This window comes from Mesorhizobium sp. LNJC405B00 (genome assembly GCF_000502615.1).
In the GTDB taxonomy this organism is placed as follows: domain Bacteria; phylum Pseudomonadota; class Alphaproteobacteria; order Rhizobiales; family Rhizobiaceae; genus Mesorhizobium.
The window spans coordinates 82,883-101,780 of record NZ_AYWC01000009.1; the positions used below are offsets into that span (position 1 = coordinate 82,883).

Sequence of the window (18,898 nt, forward strand, 5' to 3'; positions counted from 1 at the left end):
CGATCCGCTCAAGCTCACTCCATTTCAACACTTATTCCGCCGCCGAGGCGCTTTTCACGATTCCATCACGCAGGTTCCCACGCGTTGCTCACGGCGCTTGAGGAGATTGTTCGCACTGGATCTCTTTTCGCAGGAGGATACCGTGCATCACCCTGGCCCGACCGAGTGGCCCATCTGGCATGACGACCCCGGGCGCGACCGGCAGGAGCTTGGCGCACCATCGCGTCACGATATTGCGCTGGCCCGCTATCTCGAAACACAACAGGCCCATCGGGCATTGGCGGCTCGCAGACTCGATCCGGCGGCGGTCGTGGCCTCTGCACTGGCAGCGTTCGTCGGCCGCGTTTTCCGTGCAGCGCTGCGCCGAATTGTCCGGCTGGCCAACCAATGCGGTGCGTGGACGACGTCCGCTTGACTCTATCCAAGGCCCATGCGCAATTCAGCAAGACCCTCTGGGGTCGTTAAGCGCGGCGCCTTTTGTTGACGATCTCACCCAGACCAACCGCCGCCGCCCCCGCCTCCGCTGCCGCCGAGAGAAGGAATCACGGGCGGTTTTTGCGGGGTCTCCTCAGCCGGCTTGATTACTTTGCCGGTGGCCGCCTTCTTGTATCTGACCACCTTTGGCTGCGGCGCTACGCGAACCACCTTGCGGTGTTTCACCGGCGGTGCCGGCTCGAACATCGGCGACACCGAGGTGCAGCCCATGAGCCCGGCCAGAACGCCGGATAAAATTGTCCCGATGAATGCCTGCTTCAATGCCTTGCCCACCATGGCCTCCTTTGTTCAGAACAAATCCCGACGCGGATTGGCTTCTTCCCAGACCCCCCGGGCCGCGTTGACCAGTTGCGTGTCCAGCGAACCGGACGGGGGGATCTTCGACTTGAGCTCTTGACGCAGCACGTCCAACGCTGCCGTTTTCGGCTTGGCGCCGAACTGCGCCAGGCCCTTTTTGGCATCCGGCAGCTCCTTGCGGAAATCGAGCGCGACGGCGAATGCCAGGAAGCGCACGGCGACAGCCTGATCGGCCCTGTCGCCTTTCGCCATTTCGAGCGCCGCGCGATCATAGGCGCTCGACGGATCGCCGCGCGTGGTCGCCAGTTCAAACAGTCTTTGCGCTTCCGCCGGGTCCTGGCGCACACCAGCGCCGTCCCTGTACATGCGGGCGAGGCTGCCCGGAGCGTAGGGCTGGCCAAGATCGGTGGCCTGCTGGAACAACGCCTGCGCCGTCTTCGGATCCTTGTCGATGCCCTGGCCGGCCAGGTAATTGCGGCCGAGCAGGTTCATCGAATACATGTCCTGGCGCTGCACCCCCGCTTGCAGGAAGGCGACGGCGCGGGCCGGATCGGCAGGCACGCCATTGCGGCCCTCGGTGAAGATGGCGGCAAGATCGTTCATGGCATAGGTGTGCCCCATGGCCGCCGCCTTGAGCAGCAGGTCGAGGCCCTTGGCCGTATCGCGGTTGACGCCATAGCCATTGAACAGCGCGCGTCCCCACGAGGTCATACCGTAAGGATCACCCTTGTCGGCGGCAGCCTTGTAGAGAGCGTTGGCCTGGGTGCGGTCTATGGTCGTTCCGGTTCCGGTTGCGTTGAGATAGCCGAGTTCGAAGACGGCGCGCACATGGCCTTTCTTGGCGGCGTCCTCGATGGCTGACCTGGCCTCGCCGACCCTGCCTGCCGCAAGCAGGGCGCGGCCGAGCTCGTAGTGGAAGCGGGCGACGTCTGGATAGGTTTTCACGGCCGCCTCGCAGGCTGCCACCGCACCGGCGCCGATCTCGTTCGGCAGCAGGCCGGGCACCACCCCTTGCAGGTCGAGAGGCTCGCCGGCGGCGGTATCGCAGGCATCGACCGTCGGCGACAGCTTCATTGTCGCCGGCTTAGCCGAGCTGCTGTCGGCCCGGATTTCGAAGCCGACCTCGACCGGCGCGCCGGCGCCGATCTGCGGCTCGTAACGGAGATGGTCGACTTCACCGGCCAGAAGGCTGGATTGCGGCGACAAGGTTCGATCAGGCAATGACAGCGTTCCCGTTGCCGGATACCCCGTGACCTTCAGGCTGACCGCCGGATCGTCGGTGGGGAAATCCAGATTGAGCGCGACCGGGCCGACGCCGACGGGAATATCAAGCTTGCGGTTCTCGATCGCTTCGGCAGCGCCGGTGATGTGGATGCCGCGATCCAGCACCTGCTGCTTCTGCTCGGCCTCGAGCGAAGCCATGATCTGCTGACCCGCCGCACCTTCGCCGCTCTTGACGCGGAACACGAGTATGCCCTGGCTCCCGCCGCCCCAATTGTCATGCGTGGCATAGGCCAGCATATCCACCTCGTCCTGCGTGGCGGCGCCTTTGGGGATATCCATCTGCAGGCGCGGCAGGTCCTTGCCGGCGATCGGTTCGCCCACCGCGACGTCTTTGCCGTCCAGCACCAGACGGCCCATTGCCGGCGGACGTTCGATGCTGACGCTGATAGCGCCGCCATCGACATCGACCGGCTCCGGCAGGCCGAGAGCGACAGGACCGACCCCCGAGAGCACTACCTTCTCCAGCACTGGCGGCAGCGAAGGCCGGTTGTTGCGGCGCACCAGCACCACGTCATCGATCAGCGAGGAATTTTCCCAGGGCACCTGCATGCCGTTGGTGGCCTGCACGACATCGCGGCGCACCGCCGACATGACCGTGCGGATCTCCTGGTTCGGCGCCAGCGCGCGCCGCGAAAAGGCCGATGAAAACGGGCTGAGATCGCCGCTGCCGTCATAGGCGACCGCACCTGGTTCGGTGGCGAAGGCAATCAGCGTGTTGAGCGAGCTTCGCACCTGCGCCAGCCCGGTATTGCCGGCGGTGACAAGCTGGTCGCGCAGCCAGTAATTGTTGCGCGGGAAGGGGTTGTTGCGGCAGGCATCGAGGATGATCACCTGGATCTTCGACTTCGAGCGCAACTGCTCCAGCACGTCGTTGAGCTTGATGGCCTGGACCTCGATATCGGCCGCCTTCTTCAACGAGGCGTCGACCGGTATCAGGAAATTCTCGCCGCCGATCTGAAAGCCGTGCCCGGAATAGTAGACGACGGCGAGATCGGCGCCGTCGGCGGCGGCCAGATAGTCCCGGAACTGGCCTTCGAACTGCTGCTTGGTGAGATTCTCGGCGACGAAAACCTCGAAGCCCGCCAGCCGGAACGTGGCCGATACGTCCTGGGCATCCTTGGCCGGGTTCTTCAATGCCGGGATGTTGCGGTATTCGGAATTGCCGATGACAAGCGCGACCCTTCGATCGGCGCAGGCCTCGAAGCTTGTGAGGCCGGCAAGGATGAAGGCCGCGATGAATCCGCAAAGTCGGAGCATGACAAAACTCCTGGTCGCGGCCTGACGCCGACGAGAACACCGCTTGCGGCATCAAGGTCCGTTGAGAGTATGCAACCTGCCACAGCATAAAGTGAAAGGCCCGTCACCGCCAGACCATGGCAGGCGATTTCTTTCGGCGTTGACCGACCGCAGGGTGCAAGTAGCACGCGCTTCACGAGCAGGTATGTGACAAGTCTCACAGTTCGAAATGCCTGGTGCCGGCGGCTGCGCGCCTATTCCTTGAAGAGCAATTCCTTGTCGTTCGAATATTTTACCAGCAACGGAATGCTGGCGCCGCCGATAACGGGGCCGAGATGGCCAAACGTCCCCTCGATGACGGAGAACGGCTCGGGGCGATCGACAAGGATCCGTGCCAGCTTTCTGCGCATGGCCTTGGCGATCTCCTTGCGCACGCCATTCGGTATGGCGCCGTCGATCACCACATTGTCGATGTCGAGCAAGGCAACGGCACTGCGGGCGGCATAGGCAAGCCCGTCCGAAACCTCATCGATCCACGCGGTGAGCGGCTCTCCAAGGTCGCCCCAGTCGTCGGGCGACGACCAGATGCGGCCGGCGCTCTCGTCCCGATTATCCTGGTCGTTGAGCTTGCCGGCCAGCGAATGCAGCGAAGCGACGCGCAGCAGCGGGGTCATCCGGTCGCCCTTGCGCCCCGGCGCGGGCACCGGCATGTCGCCCAGCGCCCCGGCCAGCTTGTTGCGGCCGGGGAACAAGTGATGATCGAGCACCAGGCCGCCGCCGATGAAGTGCCCGACATAGGCATAGAGAAAGTCGGCGCGCGATCCGCCGGCGCCAAACATCAGTTCGGCCGCGGCCGACACCGTGGCGTCGTTGTAGAGGAACACCGGCCAGTCGAACGCCCGGTCCAGTTCGGCGCGAATGTCGATTTCCCTCCAGGCATCCAGCCTGCTCGCCGGCACCGCGCCCTCTTCGCTCAGGTTCCACTGATGGAATGGCGAGGCGATGCCAAGACCGGCGATGCGGTCTTGCTCTATCGATCTGTGCTTGCGGCACATGCGCGCGATGGCGCCCTTGGCGAATTTCATCACCTCGACGGGCGTCGGATAGTCGAACAGCGTGCGTTCGAACGCCATCACGTCGCCGACGAAATTGACCAGGGCGACATCGGCGCTGCGATGGTCGACCTTGAGGCCGAAGGCGTACGCGGCTTTCGGGTTCAACGCATAGGGAACCGAGGGTTGCCCCAGCCGTCCGCGCAAAGGCTCCAGGCGCAGCAGCAGCTTGTTGTCGGCGGCGCGGTTGACGATGGTGGTGATGGTTTGCGCGGCCAGCCCCGTCAGCCGCGTCAAATCGGTCTTGGCCAGCTGGCCGTGCCGGCGGATCAGCGAGACGATCAGGCGTTCGTTGTAGATGCGGCTCTCGGCCTGCGTGGTTCCGCCGCTGCGGCCCTCGGCGATCTTTTCGAGACTGAAGAAGCTGGTGCCGGTCACGCTTTCCCCTGCGCAAGGAGGTTGGCCGCAAGGCGAGCCGATCAAAGCGCTGACGTAGCAATGCGGGCACGGCAAGGCAACACTTAAATCCACCCGATGGAAAAATGTAGTTGACGCCGGCCGGCCTGCTGTCGTTCAAAGAATGCAAGCCTGGAGGAGCAATGCCGTGACGCAGACCCGGACAATCATGTGCTTTGGCGATTCCAATACCTATGGCGCCATTCCCACCCTGGCCCGCGTCGGACGGCGCCGCTTCACGCCCGACCGGCGCTGGCCGGGCATCATGCGCCGCCAGCTCGGCAGCGGATGGGATGTGATCGAAGAAGGGCAGGGCGGGCGCACCACCGTGCACGACGATCCGATCGAAGGTCTCCACAAGAACGGGCTCAAATCGCTCCCGGTGTGCCTGGAAACGCATATGCCGCTCGACCTCGTCATCCTCATGCTCGGCACCAACGATCTCAAGCATAGGTTCTCGGTAACGCCGAACGACGTCGCTGATTCCGTTGAGATTTTGGCCAGAATTGTCCTGCGCAGCGAAGCTGGCCCCGCAGGCGTGGCGCCCGCGGTCCTGATTGTGGCGCCGCCGTCGATGCTGGAGGTCGACTGGTTCGGTCAGATGTTCCTGGGCGGTGCCGCAAAGTCGATGCACTTTGCCGGCTTGTTCCGTGATGCCGCCCGGCGCGCCGGCGCCGCGTTCTTCAACGCCGGCGATGTCGTCGAGTCGAGCGCGGTAGACGGCATTCACCTCGACAGCGACGCGCATCGCGTGCTCGGCACGGAATTGGCCAAAGTCGTCCAGTCGCTGATCGGCAAGGCGTGATCGCGTGGGCGAGTCACCCGACTATCTCTGATTAATTAATTCCACTGGAAAAAGTTTTGACTTGCGAGCGGGAAGGTGGGTATCTGGGGAGACTGGGAAGAGTAGCGACCGCGAGGCTTGCGATGCGCGGCAACAATCAACGACAGGGAGGAAGTAAAATGCGATCTGACAGGAACATGATGCTGGCGACGCTGCTCGGCGTTGCCGGTGTGCTCGCGGGCGGTACCATTCTGGCAAGCGCGCAGGACGGCCCGGCCGGGCTCACCAAGCCGGCGGTATTTGCGCCGTTCGATCCGAAGGCGCCGGCCTGCAGCCCACCGCCCGGCCTGAACAAGGTGCTGGCCTTCGCGCAGGACAACGAGCGTGAATTCATGCAGGGCGTCGACCGCGGCCTGGCCGCCGCCGCCAAGGATCGCGGGCTGGAATATCGCCGCGCGCTTGCCAACAATGACGCCGCCAAGGGGGTCGAGCAGGTGCAATTGTTTCTCGCCTCCAAGATCGGCGGTCTGGTGGCGGCGCCCGTGGACCCGGCCTCCATGAGCCGCAGCCTGCAGGAGCTTATCTGGTCGGGCGCCTATGTCGGCACCATCGTGCCGCCGCCGGCCACCTCGCTGCTCAACGCGCCGCAATATGAGACCGGCAAGGTGCTGGCCGAAGCGGCCGCGGCCTACATAAAGGACAAGCTCGGTGGCAAGGCCAATGTCGTCATCCTGTCGCATGACAGCATGGAATTCCTGGCGCCGCGCTTCGCCGCCATGCGCGACATCTTCAAGGCTATGCCAGGCGTCACCATCGTCGCCGACATCTCACCCAATCCCGTCAACAAGGAAGGCGGCTTTGCCACGATGAGCACCATTCTCCAGGCCCATCCCGACGTCGATGTCGTGCTCGGCGCCGACACGGTCGTGCTCGGCGCGCTGGCTGCCCTGGAAGCGGCGGGCAAGGCGCGGCCGGACCAGTTCCTTGGCGGCATCGACGGCGAACCGGAGGCCGTCGCCGCGATCAAGAAAGGCGGCGGTCCCTACAAGGCAAGCATCAGCCTGGCGTCGCCGGTCTTCGCTTATGCCATGGGCCAGCACGCGGCCGACTGGCTGGAGGGCAAGAGCATCCCGCAGGCGATGGATATCCTGCCAGTGGCGCTGACCAGCGACTACATGGCCCAGTACGAGGCCGACGTGGCCGATCCGGCCGCGGTCTACAAGGACCCGAAGCGCCGCGACATCTATCTCAGGATGTACGGCAACATCTGCTACGATACGCGCGACCAGTATGTGAATTTCCCCTGGTCGTCCGAGGCAAAGTAGCGCCCGTTTTTCCCGCGATACGGGCGGGTTCAGCCTGACCTGAAACCGCCCGCTTCAGCAGAGGCAAGCATGAGCACAGACAGCCTTCGAACGGGGACGACACCGCTGCAAACGGGCCGGTTTTCATCCTTGCTGCCGGGCGTCAAGGCACCGGGCGAAGCGTCTGGCCGCATCGGGCTGGCGCTGGTCGCGCTGGGCTTGATCGTCGCCTTCTCGCTGTTGAACAAATCGTTCTTCAGCCTCGACAATTTCGTCGTCATTGGCGTCAACTCGACCTCGATCCTGATCGCCGTGCTCGGCACCTCCGCGCTGCTGATCGCCGGCTATGTCGACCTCTCCATCGGCAGCATGGTCGCCTTGATCGGCATAATCACCGCCAAGGTTGCAGTGGCGACGCAGAGCGCGCTGCTGGCGATCTGCGTCGGCCTGGGTCTCGGCCTCTTGCTCGGTCTGCTCAACGGTCTGCTGGTGCGCAGGCTGAGCATCTCGCCGTTGATCGTCACGCTGGCGATGCTGGCGCTCTATGGCGGCCTTGCCTTCGTCGTCTCCAGCACCGCGGTCTATGGTTTTCCCGAGGCTCTGCTCGAATTGGGGCGGGGCAAGATCTTCGGCATCCAGTACACCGTGATCATCGCCGCGCTGGTCTTTGTGATCGGAGCCTTTGTTTTGACCAGCACGGTCACCGGCTTGAGGCTCTACGCCATAGGCGGCGACCCGCGCGCAGCCGAACTCTGCGGCATTCCGGTGGGGCGCACGGTGGTTGGCCTCTACGCCGCCAATGGCTTGCTGATCGGCCTGGTCTCGGTTCTGATCGCCGGTCGTCTCGGCAGCATCACGCCGACCATCGGCGTTCGCTTCGAGCTCGACGTGCTCACCGCCGCGATCCTCGGCGGCGTTGCGTTTTCCGGCGGCTCCGGACGGCCGCTCGGCATCGCCATCGGCGTTGCCACCATCGGCATCCTCAATGCAGGACTGATCTTCGTCGGCCTGCAATCATGGTGGCAATCCATTTCGGTGGGAAGCATGCTGTTGCTGGCGTTGGTGGCCGACCAGGCTGCGATCGGTTTTCGCGGCCGGCGCGCTCGGGCGGCCGCGACCAACTTCACGGTGGCGGACAATGGTGCCGTCGCCTCGGCCGGCCCTGCCGTGACGGCGGGCAATGGAGAAGCCCCGCATCGTCCGGCATTCTCGATTGCCGGCGCCCGCAAATCCTACGGCGCGCTGACGGCATTGGAAGAGGCGAGTTTCACGGTCGGCAAAGGCGAGATCGTCTGTCTGCTCGGCGACAATGGCGCCGGCAAGTCGACGCTGGTGAAGATTATTTCGGGCGCCATCCAGCCCGATGCCGGCGCGATGACCCTCGAGGGCCAGCCGATTTCCTTCAGGAGCCCGCAGGATGCACGCGGCGCCGGCCTGGAGACGGTCTACCAGGATTTGGCGCTCTGCCCAAACCTCAGCGTCGCCCACAACATGATCCTCGGGCGTGAGGAAACGCGGCGTTGGCTCGGTGTCTTCCCGGTTCGCGACGACCGAAAGGCCGCCGAGCAGTGTCGTGCCCGGCTTGCCGCGCTGGGCGTCACGCTTCGCGACGAAAACGTTCTGGTGCGCTCGCTGTCGGGCGGCCAGCGGCAGTCCATCGCCATTGCCCGCGCGCTTGCCGATCACGTCAAGCTGATCTGCCTCGACGAGCCCACCGCCGCGCTCGGCGTCAAGCAGACCGCGCAGGTCGTCAAGCTGATCCGTTCGATCGCCGCCAGCGGCACCGGCGTCATCCTGGTCACGCACGACCTGTCGACGGTCAGGGCGCTGGCCGACAGGATCGTCGTGCTCAGCCTCGGCAGGGTGGCTTACGACGGCTCGGCCAGACAGCTGACCGCCGATCAGCTCTGGGGCCTGATGGCAAGCGGGACGCTGGCGCCGGCCGCTGGGTAGGAATGCCGATCGCAGGATCTAAAGCTCGAGGCAGACCTTGCCGAAATGCCTTTGCGCTTCGTAGTGCCTGAAGGCGGCGGCGATATCCTGCAGTGGAAAGCTGCTGTCGATGACGGGCTTCAGGCGGTTGACCTCTATCGCACGGATCATTTCCTGCTGGTCGGCTTTGCTGCCGATGGAAATTCCGCTGATGCGGATCTGGTTTGAAAACAGCGCCGGGATTGAAACTTCTGCTGCAAAGCCGGTCAGGACGCCGATGAGTGCGATATGCCCGCCTGTCCGGCAGGCCGTTATCGACTGCGCCAGCGTCGCCGGTCCGCCGACCTCGATCACATGATCGACGCCGCGTCCGTCCGTCAGTTCCTTGGCCCTGCCGCCCCACTCCGGCACCGCCTTGTAGTTGATGACGCTGTCGGCCCCGAGTCGTCTGAGCTTCTCCAGCTTCTCTTCATCGGACGACGTGGCGATGACCCTTGCGCCGGCGGCCTTGGCAAATTGAAGCGCAAACAATGACACGCTGCCGGTGCCAAGGATCAGCACCGTGTCGCCGGGCTTTACCTTGCCGCATGTCACCAGGCCGCGCCAGGCGGTGACGCCCGTGCAGGTCAGCGTTGCCGCCTCGAGATGCGTATAGCCCGCCGGCGCCTTGGCGAAGGCCTGCGCCGGCATGCACACATACTCGCTGGCGAAGCCGTCGAAACTGTCTCCGGGAATGTCGCGGCTTGTATCGGATCTCATGTCGCCGGCCAGCCACCAGGGGTAGAAAACACTGACGACGCTGTCGCCCGGCTTGAACGTGTCGACGCCGTCACCGATCGCGATCACCTCGCCGGCGCCATCCGACAGCGGCACGCGGCCGTCGGCGAGCGGCACCTTGCCTTGTACGGCGAAATCGTCGCGCATGTTCAGCGCGCAGGCGCGAATCCTGACCAGCATTTCTCCCGGCCCAGGCCGGGGCTGATCCTCCTCGACCAGGTCGAGCTTGTCCAACCCGCCCGGCGCTCTCAGCCTAACCAGCTTCATTGTCTCTCTCCGACGTAAAGAGCGTTACCATGGCGGCGGCGGTCCAGCCTATCGCCGGACCGGCTGACCGGAAATCACGCGCAGCCAGGGCGCCAGATGGACGGCGCTCATCAAGAGATACATCAGCGGCATGCCGGTGAGCGGGGAGGCATCGGCCCCCAGGCACGACATGACGCCGTCGCCAGCGTGAATGCAGGTAAGCAGCGCCATCACGGCGAAAACAGGGGCCGCGGCGAGGCACAGCCACTCGGCGGTGCGGAGAGAAACTGCATCGGAGCGTTGAGGGACCTCACTGCCGGTGCCTGTGCCGATATCGCTCATGGTCGTAATCCCTTGATGATCAATGCCTGGGTTCCTGTCCCGTGCCGGACAGGAAACCAAGCCGGATGGGGGCCGCTCCAGGTCCTTACTTGCCGTCCTTGTTGCGGAACGCGGCTTCGCCGGCCGCCGACACTTCCTCCCACGTCTTGTCGGGTGCGGCGTCGTAATTGTCGTGCCAATTCCACCAGCTGTAGAGCTCGGTCTGCGGATAGCCTTCGGGCGAATCCTCCCAGATTTCCTGGCGGCCGAGCGGCGTTGCGTCGAGGTAGCTCCAGGCCGTGCCCATCTGCTCGTCGCCGCGGTTGTTGATGAAGTAGGTGCGATACACTTTCTTGCCGTCCTGGATGAACACGTTGTGGCCGTGCCATTCGTCGACGCCGAAATCCTTGTCGAAACTGTCGGTGATTGTGTACCAGGGCATCTCCCAACCCATCCGCTGCTTCAAGCTGGCAATGTCGGCCTGCGGCGCGCGCGAGGCATAGGCAAGCGTGGTGTTGCGGGCGTTGAGATGGGCGAGATGGCCGACCTGGTCGGCGCCGAGCGAACAGCCGCGGCAGGCATGTTCGGGCCAGCCGTGGACGCCGGGTTCGTAGAAGGCGCGGTAGACGATCAACTGGCGCCGGCCCTCGAACAAATCGAGCAGGCTCACTTTGCCGTTGGGACCTTCAAACACATAGGCCTTGTCTACTTCCATCCATGGCATGCGCCGGCGCTCGGCCGACAGCGCGTCCCTGGCGCGCATCGTTGCCTTTTCCTTCACCAGCATCTTTTCGCGCTCGGCTTCCCATTCTTGCCTTGAAACGACCGGTGGGGTCTTCATTGCCACGTGCTTGGTCATTGCTTGCTTCCTTTGCCAGTTGTTGAGCCGTTGTGGCTTGTCGTTGCCTGTTGATCGTGAGGCAGGCTAGGGCCGCGAGGCGGCGAGGGCGGAGTTACAAATGTGACGGCATTTGCAGGCGGGCCACCGCAGCAGGGGTGGCGAGGCCGCACGGTGGGTTCGAAGTCCTCGGAAGCAGGCATGGTCGGTTTTTCCTTATTGAGAAGCTTAACATGACTAGCTGAGATGCTCAGGCTAGCGAATGCGAATATTGCCGTCAACGCAGGCCTGGGCGTCTTCAACCAGTCCAGATGGCTAGGTCGCCGTCCCCTGCTTGCTGCTTGGCGGCGGTGACTTAAGTTACGCCGGTAAGGGGAGCGGTGGGAGTTACAAATGTGACGGGATTTGCATGGACTCGCTGATCACCGCGGCAGGGCTGGCGCTGGCGGCGGGCAACCCGCTGGCGGCACTCGACCGCGTCGCCTTGCGCGAGGATGCCCCGGCGCTGGCGTTGCGCGGCATTGCCATGGCGCAGCTCGGCGATCTCGACCGCGCCAAAGTACTGTTGCGTAGGGCCGGCCGTGCCTTCGGTCCAAAGGAGGCGGTGGCGCGCGCCAGATGCGTTGTCGCCGAAGCCGAGATCGCGCTTGTTTCGCGTGATCTCGGCTGGCCATCCAAGGCGCTCGACGCGGCGCGGTCGACATTGGAAAAGCATGGCGACCGGCTGAACGCGGCGCATGCCGGGCATCTCAAGGTGCGCCGCCTGCTTCTGATCGGCCGCCTCGACGAAGCTGAAGACGTGCTGGCTGGGCTCGATCCGTCGCCGCTTCCGCCGGCCTCACGCGCCGCGCATGAACTCGCGGTTGCCGGCATCGCCATGCGGCGCCTGAAGACGAAGGCCGCGCGCGCAGCCCTTGAGTGGGCGCGCCATGCCGCCCGCCGGGCCGGCATTCCGGGTCTCATGGCGGAGGTCGACAGCGCCTTCCTGGCGCTGGAGACGCCGGCGGCGCGGCTGATCGCAGGCGGCGAGGAGCATCCGCTGTTGCTCGAAGAGGTCGAGGCGCTGCAGGCGTCACGCGCGCTGGTCGTCGATACGTTCCGCTATATCGTGCACAAGCAGGAAGCAACGATCTCGCTGGCAACGCGGCCGGTGCTGTTTGCGCTGGCGCGCGCGCTTGCCGAAGCCTGGCCGGCGGATGTGCCGAGGGCGACGCTGATTGCCCGCGCCTTTGGCGGCCGGCATGCCGATGAATCGCATCGCGCCAGGCTGCGGGTCGAGATCGGCCGGCTGCGCGCCGAATTGCGGCCGCTGGCGGGCATCGGCGCGACCAGCCAGGGCTTTGCGCTAAAGCCGCGCGAAGCAGGCTCCGTGGCGGTGCTGGCGCGGCCGATCGAGGAGCGGCACGCCGCGGTGCTGGCCTTCCTGGCCGATGGTGAATCCTGGGCCAGCTCGGCGTTGGCGCTGGCGCTGGGCGCCGGACAGCGCAGCGTACAGCGGGCGCTCGAGCAGTTGGCCGAGACCGGCAAAGTGCAGTCCTTCGGCCACGGCCGGGCGCGGCGCTGGATGACGCCACCGGTCGCTGGTTTCACGACCACCTTGTTACTCCCGTCGCCGCTGCCGAACGGCTAGGAAAGGTGACCATGATCAAGGACCAGGACATGAAACATTCAGCAGCGGAAATCCTGCGCGAATACGGGCCCTTTCCTGATGTCGACACCGTGCACGGCGTGAGCTTCGACGGACAGAATGTCTGGTTTGCGACGGGCGAGCGGCTGACCGCCTTCGATCCGGCAAGCGGCGAGACGCTGCGCTCGATCGATGTCGCGGCACATGCCGGCACCGCCTATGACGGCCGGCATCTGTTCCAGCTCGCCGGGGACCGCATCCAGAAGATCGACCCCGATACCGGCAAGGTGCTCTCCACCATCCCGGCGCCCGGCGGCGGCCGCGATTCAGGCATGACCTGGGCCGAGGGCACGCTCTGGGTGGGGCAGAACCGGGAGCGCAAGATCCACCAGATCGATCCCGAGACCGGGAAAATCCTGCGCACCATCGACTCAAACCGCTTCGTCACCGGAGTGACCTGGGTCGATGGCGAGCTCTGGCACGGCACCTGGGAAGGCGACCAGAGCGATGTCCGGCGCGTCGATCCGCAAACTGGCAAGGTGCTGGAACGGCTCGACATGCCGGCGGGGGTGGGCGTTTCCGGGCTCGAATCCGACGGCGGCGACCGCTTCTTTTGCGGCAGCGGCCCCGGCGGCATGGTGCGATCGGTGCGTCGGCCGAAGTAAGGCCGTCAATTATTGGGCCGGCAGCGTATTTCCTACGGTCATCCCGCCGAGATCATATCCCGGAGCCGTCGAGCAGCGGGACGTCTTCGCCTTGCCACGGACTTGGCATTGAAGCCCGGCTCAGATTGGCCGTCGGCAGCGGCATCCAGCATTTCAACTCCGGTTCGGGGTATTCGATCACCCGTCCTGGCGACGAATCGGAAGAGCGCCAGCCCTCCGTGCCGAACTGGTCGGCGCGCGACCAGTAAGCGAGGTCGACCTCGGCCGGCCCCTGTTCCGATGGCCTGACCGTGACCAGGATGCGGCTGCCGTCCTTGGGCGCGCTCGCCATGTGCCGCCAGCGATCGGGTTCGTCCATTCTCATGTCCTCCTGCACGTTGCAGGGATAGTCGCCGCGCTCTTGGCAGCGGTCAACCCGAACTTTGCCCAAGCACGAGATCTGTTTAGTACTCCCGCGCCGTCGGCCGAAACAGGATCTGGTTCATGTCGACCTCGTCGGGCTGGCTCACGGCGAACGCCCACATGGCCAAAGAATCCGGGTGCCGGGCCGCAACAGGAAAATCGAAGCCGGCATGTGAACGGGCTCACATGCCGCCACTGCAAGGAACGCTATGGGACGTCCGGCCATGACAGGGGTTTCGGATGACACTTGCAGATCTGTCTTTTTATCTCTTCACTATTTTCAATGGCTTGCGGGTGGTGTCCTACCTGCCGCAGATCGTGCGGGTGGCCCGGGACAGGCACGGGGCGTCGGCGATTTCCTACGCGACCTGGCTGTTGTGGACAGGCGCCAACGCCACGACGGGACTCTACGCCCACATCAATCTGAACGATCCCGCTCTGGCGGCGATCAACTGGCTGAACGCCGTATGCTGCGTGCTGGTCATCGCGCTCACCGCCTACAAGCGCCATCGCGCACGGCTTCCGGTTGAGGAAGCCGCAAGCCGGTCGGAAGCGACCGCTCTGATGGTCGACAATGTCTGCTGAAGATCACCGCGGCAGATTGCGCTTTTCGAGGCCGCTCTCAGACATGCACGGTGCCATGCGAAAGCTCGCCCTCGTCGCTTGAGATGAGGAAAGCGGCTGCGAGTAGGCCGACATAGAACAGCCCGACCATGCACACGACATAGATGCCTGGAACTGGGCCGAGCTGCGCCACGCGCGCGGCGTCGAGAAATGACGCGCCCAAGCCTATCGGCGACCCTTCGCGCTGCAGACTGGGCGTCGTGATCTTCAGCACCCACGCCAGCATCAGGATCGTGTACATGAAAATGTAGTTGCGGCGCAGCCGGCGCACCAACGCCGCGCGTTGCGAGATCAGGAAGCGCGGCGAACGCAGGCCTTCGCCGACGATGGCCAGCCAGTTGGAGGCGTAGTCGGGCTGCGGCGAGAAGATCTGCGCGAAATAATAGCGCTCGAACTGGCGCACCCTGGCCCGGTAGACGTCGAAGAAACGATAGCGCCGCGCCTCGATCCATAGCAGCAGCGTGGTCAGCAGCATGGCAAAGAGCAGCACCCCGTGATGGGCGCTGGGCGTCGAGAGTGAGACTGAGAGCATGGCGGCGACGACAGTAATCGCCCAGTTGCTGGTACGGTCCAGCCGGTCGCGCCAGCCGGCCATGCGGGCGATTTCGGCGCGGTGGAAATGCGACATGGTGGCCACGAATTCCGATGAGGTGAGCTTCAGCGCGAACGCATCAGAGGCCCGCGGCGCTGCAGCCGCTTCGTCGGTTTTCACGGTCTTGACCTGGGACATCCCTTGCCACGCGCCTCCCAACGCCATGGCCGGCCGAAACGACGCCGGTCATCCCCATCCGCGCAACGCGCAATCGGTTGAAAATGTTCCGTCGCCGGCCCGGGTCTCGGCGGTTTATCCGCAGTCAGATAGGCCCGTTATGCGATTCAGGTAATGAGGAACCTGCGGCGCGCCAAGGGAGCGTGGCGTGCAACCGATCTCGCCCGCAAACGTTATACCGGGCACGATGAGGGGGTGCATGTCCTTCGTGGTCAACCGGCGCCGGCCGGTCGCGCTTGCCGCGGCAGCTTTCGCATTCATGCCGGCCGCATCGTTGGCAGCCGAAAAGACCGGCATGTCCAGCGAGGGCATTTTCGTTCTCGAAATCCTCCTTCTGCTTCTCGTCGGCCGCGGCATCGGCGAATTGCTGGAGCGTCTCGGCCAGCCGGCGGTGATGGGTCAGCTCATCGGCGGCATCCTGCTCGGGCCATCGCTGCTCGGCTGGCTATTGCCGGAAGCAGAACGCGTGATCTTTTCAGGCGACGCCACCCAAAAGAGCATGATCAGCGCCATCGCCCAGCTCGGCGTGTTGATGCTTCTGTTGCTCACCGGGATGGAGACGGATCTGCGGCTGGTGCGCAGGGTCGGCCGTGCGTGCTTTTCCATCTCCGCCGCGGGCGTCGCCGTGCCTTTCGCGCTCGGCTTCACCGCCGCACAGTTCATGCCGGCCTCGCTGCTGGCCGACGGAACCGAGCGCATTGTCGCCGGTCTCTTCCTCGGCACGGCGCTGTCGATCTCCTCGGTCAAGATCGTCGCCATGGTGGTGCGCGAGATGAACTTCATGCGCCGCGATCTCGGTCAGATCATCGTCTCGTCGGCCATGATCGAGGACACGATCGGCTGGGTGATCATCGCCATCACCATCGGCATCGCCACCAAGGGGCGCATCGAGCTCGGCAGCCTTGCCTTCACCATTGTCGGCGTCGCCGCCTTCATGGGGTTTTCCTTCACGATTGGCCGCCGCATCGTCTTCGACGCCATCCGCTGGACCAACGATACGTTCCGCAGCGAATACGCCGTCGTCACCGTCATTCTCGCCATCATGGGCGCAATGGCGCTGATCACCGATCTGATCGGCGTCCACACCGTGCTCGGCGCCTTCGTCGCCGGCATACTGGTTGGGGAATCGCCGATCCTGTCGCGTCATATCGAAGGGCAATTGCGCGGCGTCATCATGGCGCTGTTCATGCCGGTTTTCTTCGGCGTCGCCGGCCTTTCGGCGGATCTCACCGTGCTTGTCGACCACGAGCTTGCGCTACTCACGGCCGCTTTGGTGCTGATCGCCAGCTTCGGCAAATTCGCCGGCGCCTTCATCGGCGCCGAGCTTGCCGGCATGAGCCGCAAGGAAGGCATCGCCGTCGGTTGCGGCATGAACGCGCGCGGCTCGACCGAAGTCATCGTCGCCTCTATTGGCCTGTCGATCGGCGTTCTGTCGCACAATCTTTTCACCATGATCGTGACCATGGCCGTCATCACCACGCTCGCCATGCCGCCGACCTTGCGTTGGGCACTCGGCCGCTTGCCGATGGGCGAGAACGAGAAGAAGCGTCTGGAGCGCGAGGAGATCGACCAACGCGGCTTCATCGCCAATCTGGAACGATTGCTGGTGGTGACCGATGAGGGCGTTGTCGGCCGCTTTGCCGCTTACCTCGCAGGAGTCGTGGGCGCCGGCAGGCCGACGACGGTGCTGCATGCCCGAGGCGAGGGGGAGGAGGCCGAGCCCGGCACGGATGCGAAGCTCGAGCCGATCGAAAAGGGTGCCGAGGACAGCCGCGAGGCCGCCAGGAGTTCGGACGAGGAGCTTGCCCGCGCGGCGCCTGTCACGCGGCGCCACGAGGCCGAGCTTTCGGCCGAAACGGTTGCCAAGGAGGCGCGCAAAGGCTATGGGCTGCTGCTGATCGGGCTCGGCCGCGCGGTCACGTCGAAAGGTGGGTTTGCCCGCCGCATCAACGAGATCGCCGGCGCCTTCGAGGGCCCGCTATGCCTGGTGCTGAAGGCGACCGGCGCCGGCCGCCAGATGCCAAGGCTAGGACCTGAAGGCGGGAAGATTCTGGTTCCGGTCAACGGCACCGCGATCGCCCGCCGGGGTGCCGAAATGGCGCTGGCGATTGCAGCGGTCACGGGTGCGCGGGTCAAGATACTTTATGTCGCGCGCGTCGGCCGCGACGAACCGCGCGACACTGTCTCGCATCGCCGCAGGGAGGCGGTGCTGAAGGATACCGTCGCACTAGCCGACCGCTATGGCGTCGAGATCGAGACGGCCATCCGCAGCCGGGCCGCCGCCGCCGATGCCATTGCCCGCCAGGCCGGCAGGGGGGCGGCGCTGATCGTCATGGGCGTGGCGCGGCGCCCTGGCGAGGAACTCTTCTTCGGCGAGACGACCACCGGCGTGCTGCAGCGCTGCCAATGCCCGGTGGTGCTGATCTCGGACGCCAGGCTCAGCCGCGACGACGAGGGCAGGGAAGAGCTGCGCTCGGGAACGGGGACAGGGTGATGAGTATTTCCCCTCGAGGGGAAATTTCGCTCATGCCGCCTGCAGCCTCTCTCGGCCGGGCTGCGGCGGGAAGGCGATGGCGATGCCGGCAGCACCGAGGCCGATCAGCGCCGAGCCGATGAACAGCCAGGAATAGCTGGCATAGGCGTCGAAGATCATGCCGCCGGCGAGCGGGCCGAACGACATGCCGAAGCTGGACAACAGGGTCGCGGCGCCAAGTATCGTGCCGATGATGCGCGGCCCGAAATAGTCGCGCGCCAGAACCGCATAGAGCGGCATGACGCCGCCATAGGTGGCGCCGAAGATGATCGCCAGGAGATAGAACTGCTCGAGATTGCCGACGGCGAGATAGGCGGCGATCACCACCGCCTGGATGGCGAGGCCCACGATCAGCACCGGCTTGGCGCCCAGCCTGTCGCCGAGCACGCCGTAGAGCACGCGCCCGCCAAGCCCGGCAAGGCCCTCGACGCTGTAGATCGACACGGCTGCCATCGGCGCCACGCCGCACGACATGGCATAGCTCACCATGTGGAAGATCGGCCCCGAATGCGCTGCGCAGCAGGCGAAGAAGGTCATACCCAGCACCAGGAATTGCGGCGAGCGCAGCGCCTGGCCGACTGACATGCCGGGGGCCGCGGCAGGCGCGGGCGCGCTGCCATCCGCTGCCGCGACCGCCGTCGACGGCTGGCGCACCAGGAAGACGGCCGGCAGCAACAGCACCCAGGCCATGATGCCGATATCGAACATGGCGGTACGCCAGTCGTAGGCGGTGATCAGCCAGCGCGCGAAGGGTGAAATGGTCATCGGCGCCACGCCCATGCCGGCCGAGACCAGCGACACGGCCAGGCTGCGATGGGTCTCGAACCAGGCGGTGGTCAGCGCGATCATCGGCGCGAAGAAGGCGCTGGCCGCCAGCCCGACGATGACGCCATAGCTCAGCTGGAAGACTAGCAGCGATTGGGCTCGGCTCGCCACCACCAGCGACAGGCCGAGCAGCACCGCGCCGGCAAAAACCACCGGGCGGGCGCCGACACGGTCATAGATGGCGCCCCAGGCGAAACCGCCTGCGCCCATCACCAAGAAATTCAGCGTCATGGCGCTGGAAATGCCGGTTCGCGACCAGTTGGTGTCGAGCGCCATCGGCTCGAGAAAGATCGCCAGCGAAAACATCGCGCCGAGCGCCACACAGGTCATCAGCGCGCCGCACGCGACGATCACCCAACGGTAGGAACTGTTCATGCTCTTCTCCCGAGATCGGTTTCGATGCGGCGCCACTCGCTCCAGCTCCGTTGCGC

The 18,898-nt window shown here is 65.0% G+C and carries 17 protein-coding genes; 8 read left to right on the forward strand and 9 right to left on the reverse strand.

Going from position 1 to position 18,898, the window contains the following annotated elements; all coding sequences use genetic code 11:
• Nucleotides 1-106: 106 nt before the first annotated feature.
• Nucleotides 107-415: a hypothetical protein gene (locus X756_RS148280; protein WP_023730370.1), complete on the forward strand. Its 309-nt coding sequence runs from the start codon at nt 107-109 to the stop codon at nt 413-415.
• A gap of 74 nt (nt 416-489) precedes the next feature.
• Here X756_RS148280 and X756_RS148275 read toward each other — a convergent pair whose 3' ends face one another.
• The 3 genes from X756_RS148275 to X756_RS148265 form a co-directional block, all read right to left on the reverse strand.
• A complete protein-coding gene (locus X756_RS148275) occupies nt 490-771 on the reverse strand; it encodes a hypothetical protein (protein WP_023730371.1) in 282 nt (93 codons plus the stop codon).
• 12 nt (nt 772-783) lie between these two features.
• Nucleotides 784-3,333 (reverse strand): caspase family protein, encoded by a 2,550-nt coding sequence (locus X756_RS148270; RefSeq protein WP_023730372.1) that lies wholly within the window; start codon nt 3,331-3,333, stop codon nt 784-786.
• Nucleotides 3,334-3,566: 233 nt separating this feature from the next.
• The gene (locus tag X756_RS148265; RefSeq protein WP_023730373.1) at nt 3,567-4,802 is read right to left on the reverse strand and encodes an ROK family protein; all 1,236 of its coding nucleotides are present in this window, start codon (nt 4,800-4,802) and stop codon (nt 3,567-3,569) included.
• Between the two features lie 166 nt (nt 4,803-4,968).
• Between X756_RS148265 and X756_RS148260 the strand changes: the two genes are divergently transcribed.
• From X756_RS148260 to X756_RS1000000166740, 3 genes are all read left to right on the forward strand, one after another.
• The gene (locus X756_RS148260; protein WP_023730374.1) at nt 4,969-5,625 is read left to right on the forward strand and encodes an SGNH/GDSL hydrolase family protein; all 657 of its coding nucleotides are present in this window, start codon (nt 4,969-4,971) and stop codon (nt 5,623-5,625) included.
• Between the two features lie 158 nt (nt 5,626-5,783).
• Nucleotides 5,784-6,929: a sugar ABC transporter substrate-binding protein gene (locus X756_RS148255; protein WP_032923983.1), complete on the forward strand. Its 1,146-nt coding sequence runs from the start codon at nt 5,784-5,786 to the stop codon at nt 6,927-6,929.
• 69 nt (nt 6,930-6,998) lie between these two features.
• The gene (locus tag X756_RS1000000166740) at nt 6,999-8,861 is read left to right on the forward strand and encodes an ATP-binding cassette domain-containing protein (protein ID WP_084569925.1); all 1,863 of its coding nucleotides are present in this window, start codon (nt 6,999-7,001) and stop codon (nt 8,859-8,861) included.
• 18 nt (nt 8,862-8,879) lie between these two features.
• Here the strand turns inward: X756_RS1000000166740 and X756_RS148250 are convergent, their stop codons facing one another.
• The 3 genes from X756_RS148250 to X756_RS148240 all read right to left on the reverse strand — a co-directional run bounded on the left by X756_RS148250 (nt 8,880) and on the right by X756_RS148240 (nt 11,043).
• Nucleotides 8,880-9,884, reverse strand: coding sequence for an NAD(P)-dependent alcohol dehydrogenase (locus tag X756_RS148250; protein ID WP_023730376.1), 1,005 nt, complete (start codon nt 9,882-9,884; stop codon nt 8,880-8,882).
• A 48-nt stretch (nt 9,885-9,932) separates the two neighbouring features.
• Nucleotides 9,933-10,205, reverse strand: coding sequence for a hypothetical protein (locus X756_RS148245; protein ID WP_023730377.1), 273 nt, complete (start codon nt 10,203-10,205; stop codon nt 9,933-9,935).
• An 85-nt stretch (nt 10,206-10,290) separates the two neighbouring features.
• On the reverse strand, nt 10,291-11,043 hold the full coding sequence (locus tag X756_RS148240; protein WP_023730378.1) for a thioredoxin family protein: 753 nt from the start codon (nt 11,041-11,043) through the stop codon (nt 10,291-10,293).
• Between the two features lie 388 nt (nt 11,044-11,431).
• Between X756_RS148240 and X756_RS148235 the strand changes: the two genes are divergently transcribed.
• A complete protein-coding gene (locus X756_RS148235; protein WP_023730379.1) occupies nt 11,432-12,652 on the forward strand; it encodes a hypothetical protein in 1,221 nt (406 codons plus the stop codon).
• 29 nt (nt 12,653-12,681) lie between these two features.
• Nucleotides 12,682-13,314, forward strand: coding sequence for a glutaminyl-peptide cyclotransferase (locus tag X756_RS148230; RefSeq protein ID WP_023730380.1), 633 nt, complete (start codon nt 12,682-12,684; stop codon nt 13,312-13,314).
• A 52-nt stretch (nt 13,315-13,366) separates the two neighbouring features.
• Here the strand turns inward: X756_RS148230 and X756_RS148225 are convergent, their stop codons facing one another.
• A complete protein-coding gene (locus X756_RS148225) occupies nt 13,367-13,672 on the reverse strand; it encodes a hypothetical protein (protein ID WP_023689804.1) in 306 nt (101 codons plus the stop codon).
• 284 nt (nt 13,673-13,956) lie between these two features.
• Here X756_RS148225 and X756_RS148220 point away from each other — a divergent pair, with 284 nt between their 5' ends.
• Nucleotides 13,957-14,301 carry a PQ-loop domain-containing transporter gene (locus X756_RS148220; RefSeq protein ID WP_023673886.1) on the forward strand — a complete coding sequence of 115 codons (345 nt, stop codon included), beginning with the start codon at nt 13,957-13,959 and terminating at the stop codon, nt 14,299-14,301.
• Between the two features lie 37 nt (nt 14,302-14,338).
• Here the strand turns inward: X756_RS148220 and X756_RS148215 are convergent, their stop codons facing one another.
• Nucleotides 14,339-15,070, reverse strand: coding sequence for a DUF2270 domain-containing protein (locus tag X756_RS148215; RefSeq protein ID WP_023673885.1), 732 nt, complete (start codon nt 15,068-15,070; stop codon nt 14,339-14,341).
• 238 nt (nt 15,071-15,308) lie between these two features.
• On the opposite strand from X756_RS148215, the gene X756_RS148210 reads away from it, so the two are divergent.
• The gene (locus X756_RS148210; protein ID WP_023730382.1) at nt 15,309-17,603 is read left to right on the forward strand and encodes a cation:proton antiporter; all 2,295 of its coding nucleotides are present in this window, start codon (nt 15,309-15,311) and stop codon (nt 17,601-17,603) included.
• A 30-nt stretch (nt 17,604-17,633) separates the two neighbouring features.
• Here X756_RS148210 and X756_RS148205 read toward each other — a convergent pair whose 3' ends face one another.
• Nucleotides 17,634-18,842, reverse strand: a complete 1,209-nt coding sequence (locus X756_RS148205; protein ID WP_023730383.1) for an MFS transporter — start codon at nt 18,840-18,842, stop codon at nt 17,634-17,636.
• Between the last annotated feature and the right edge of the window lie 56 nt (nt 18,843-18,898).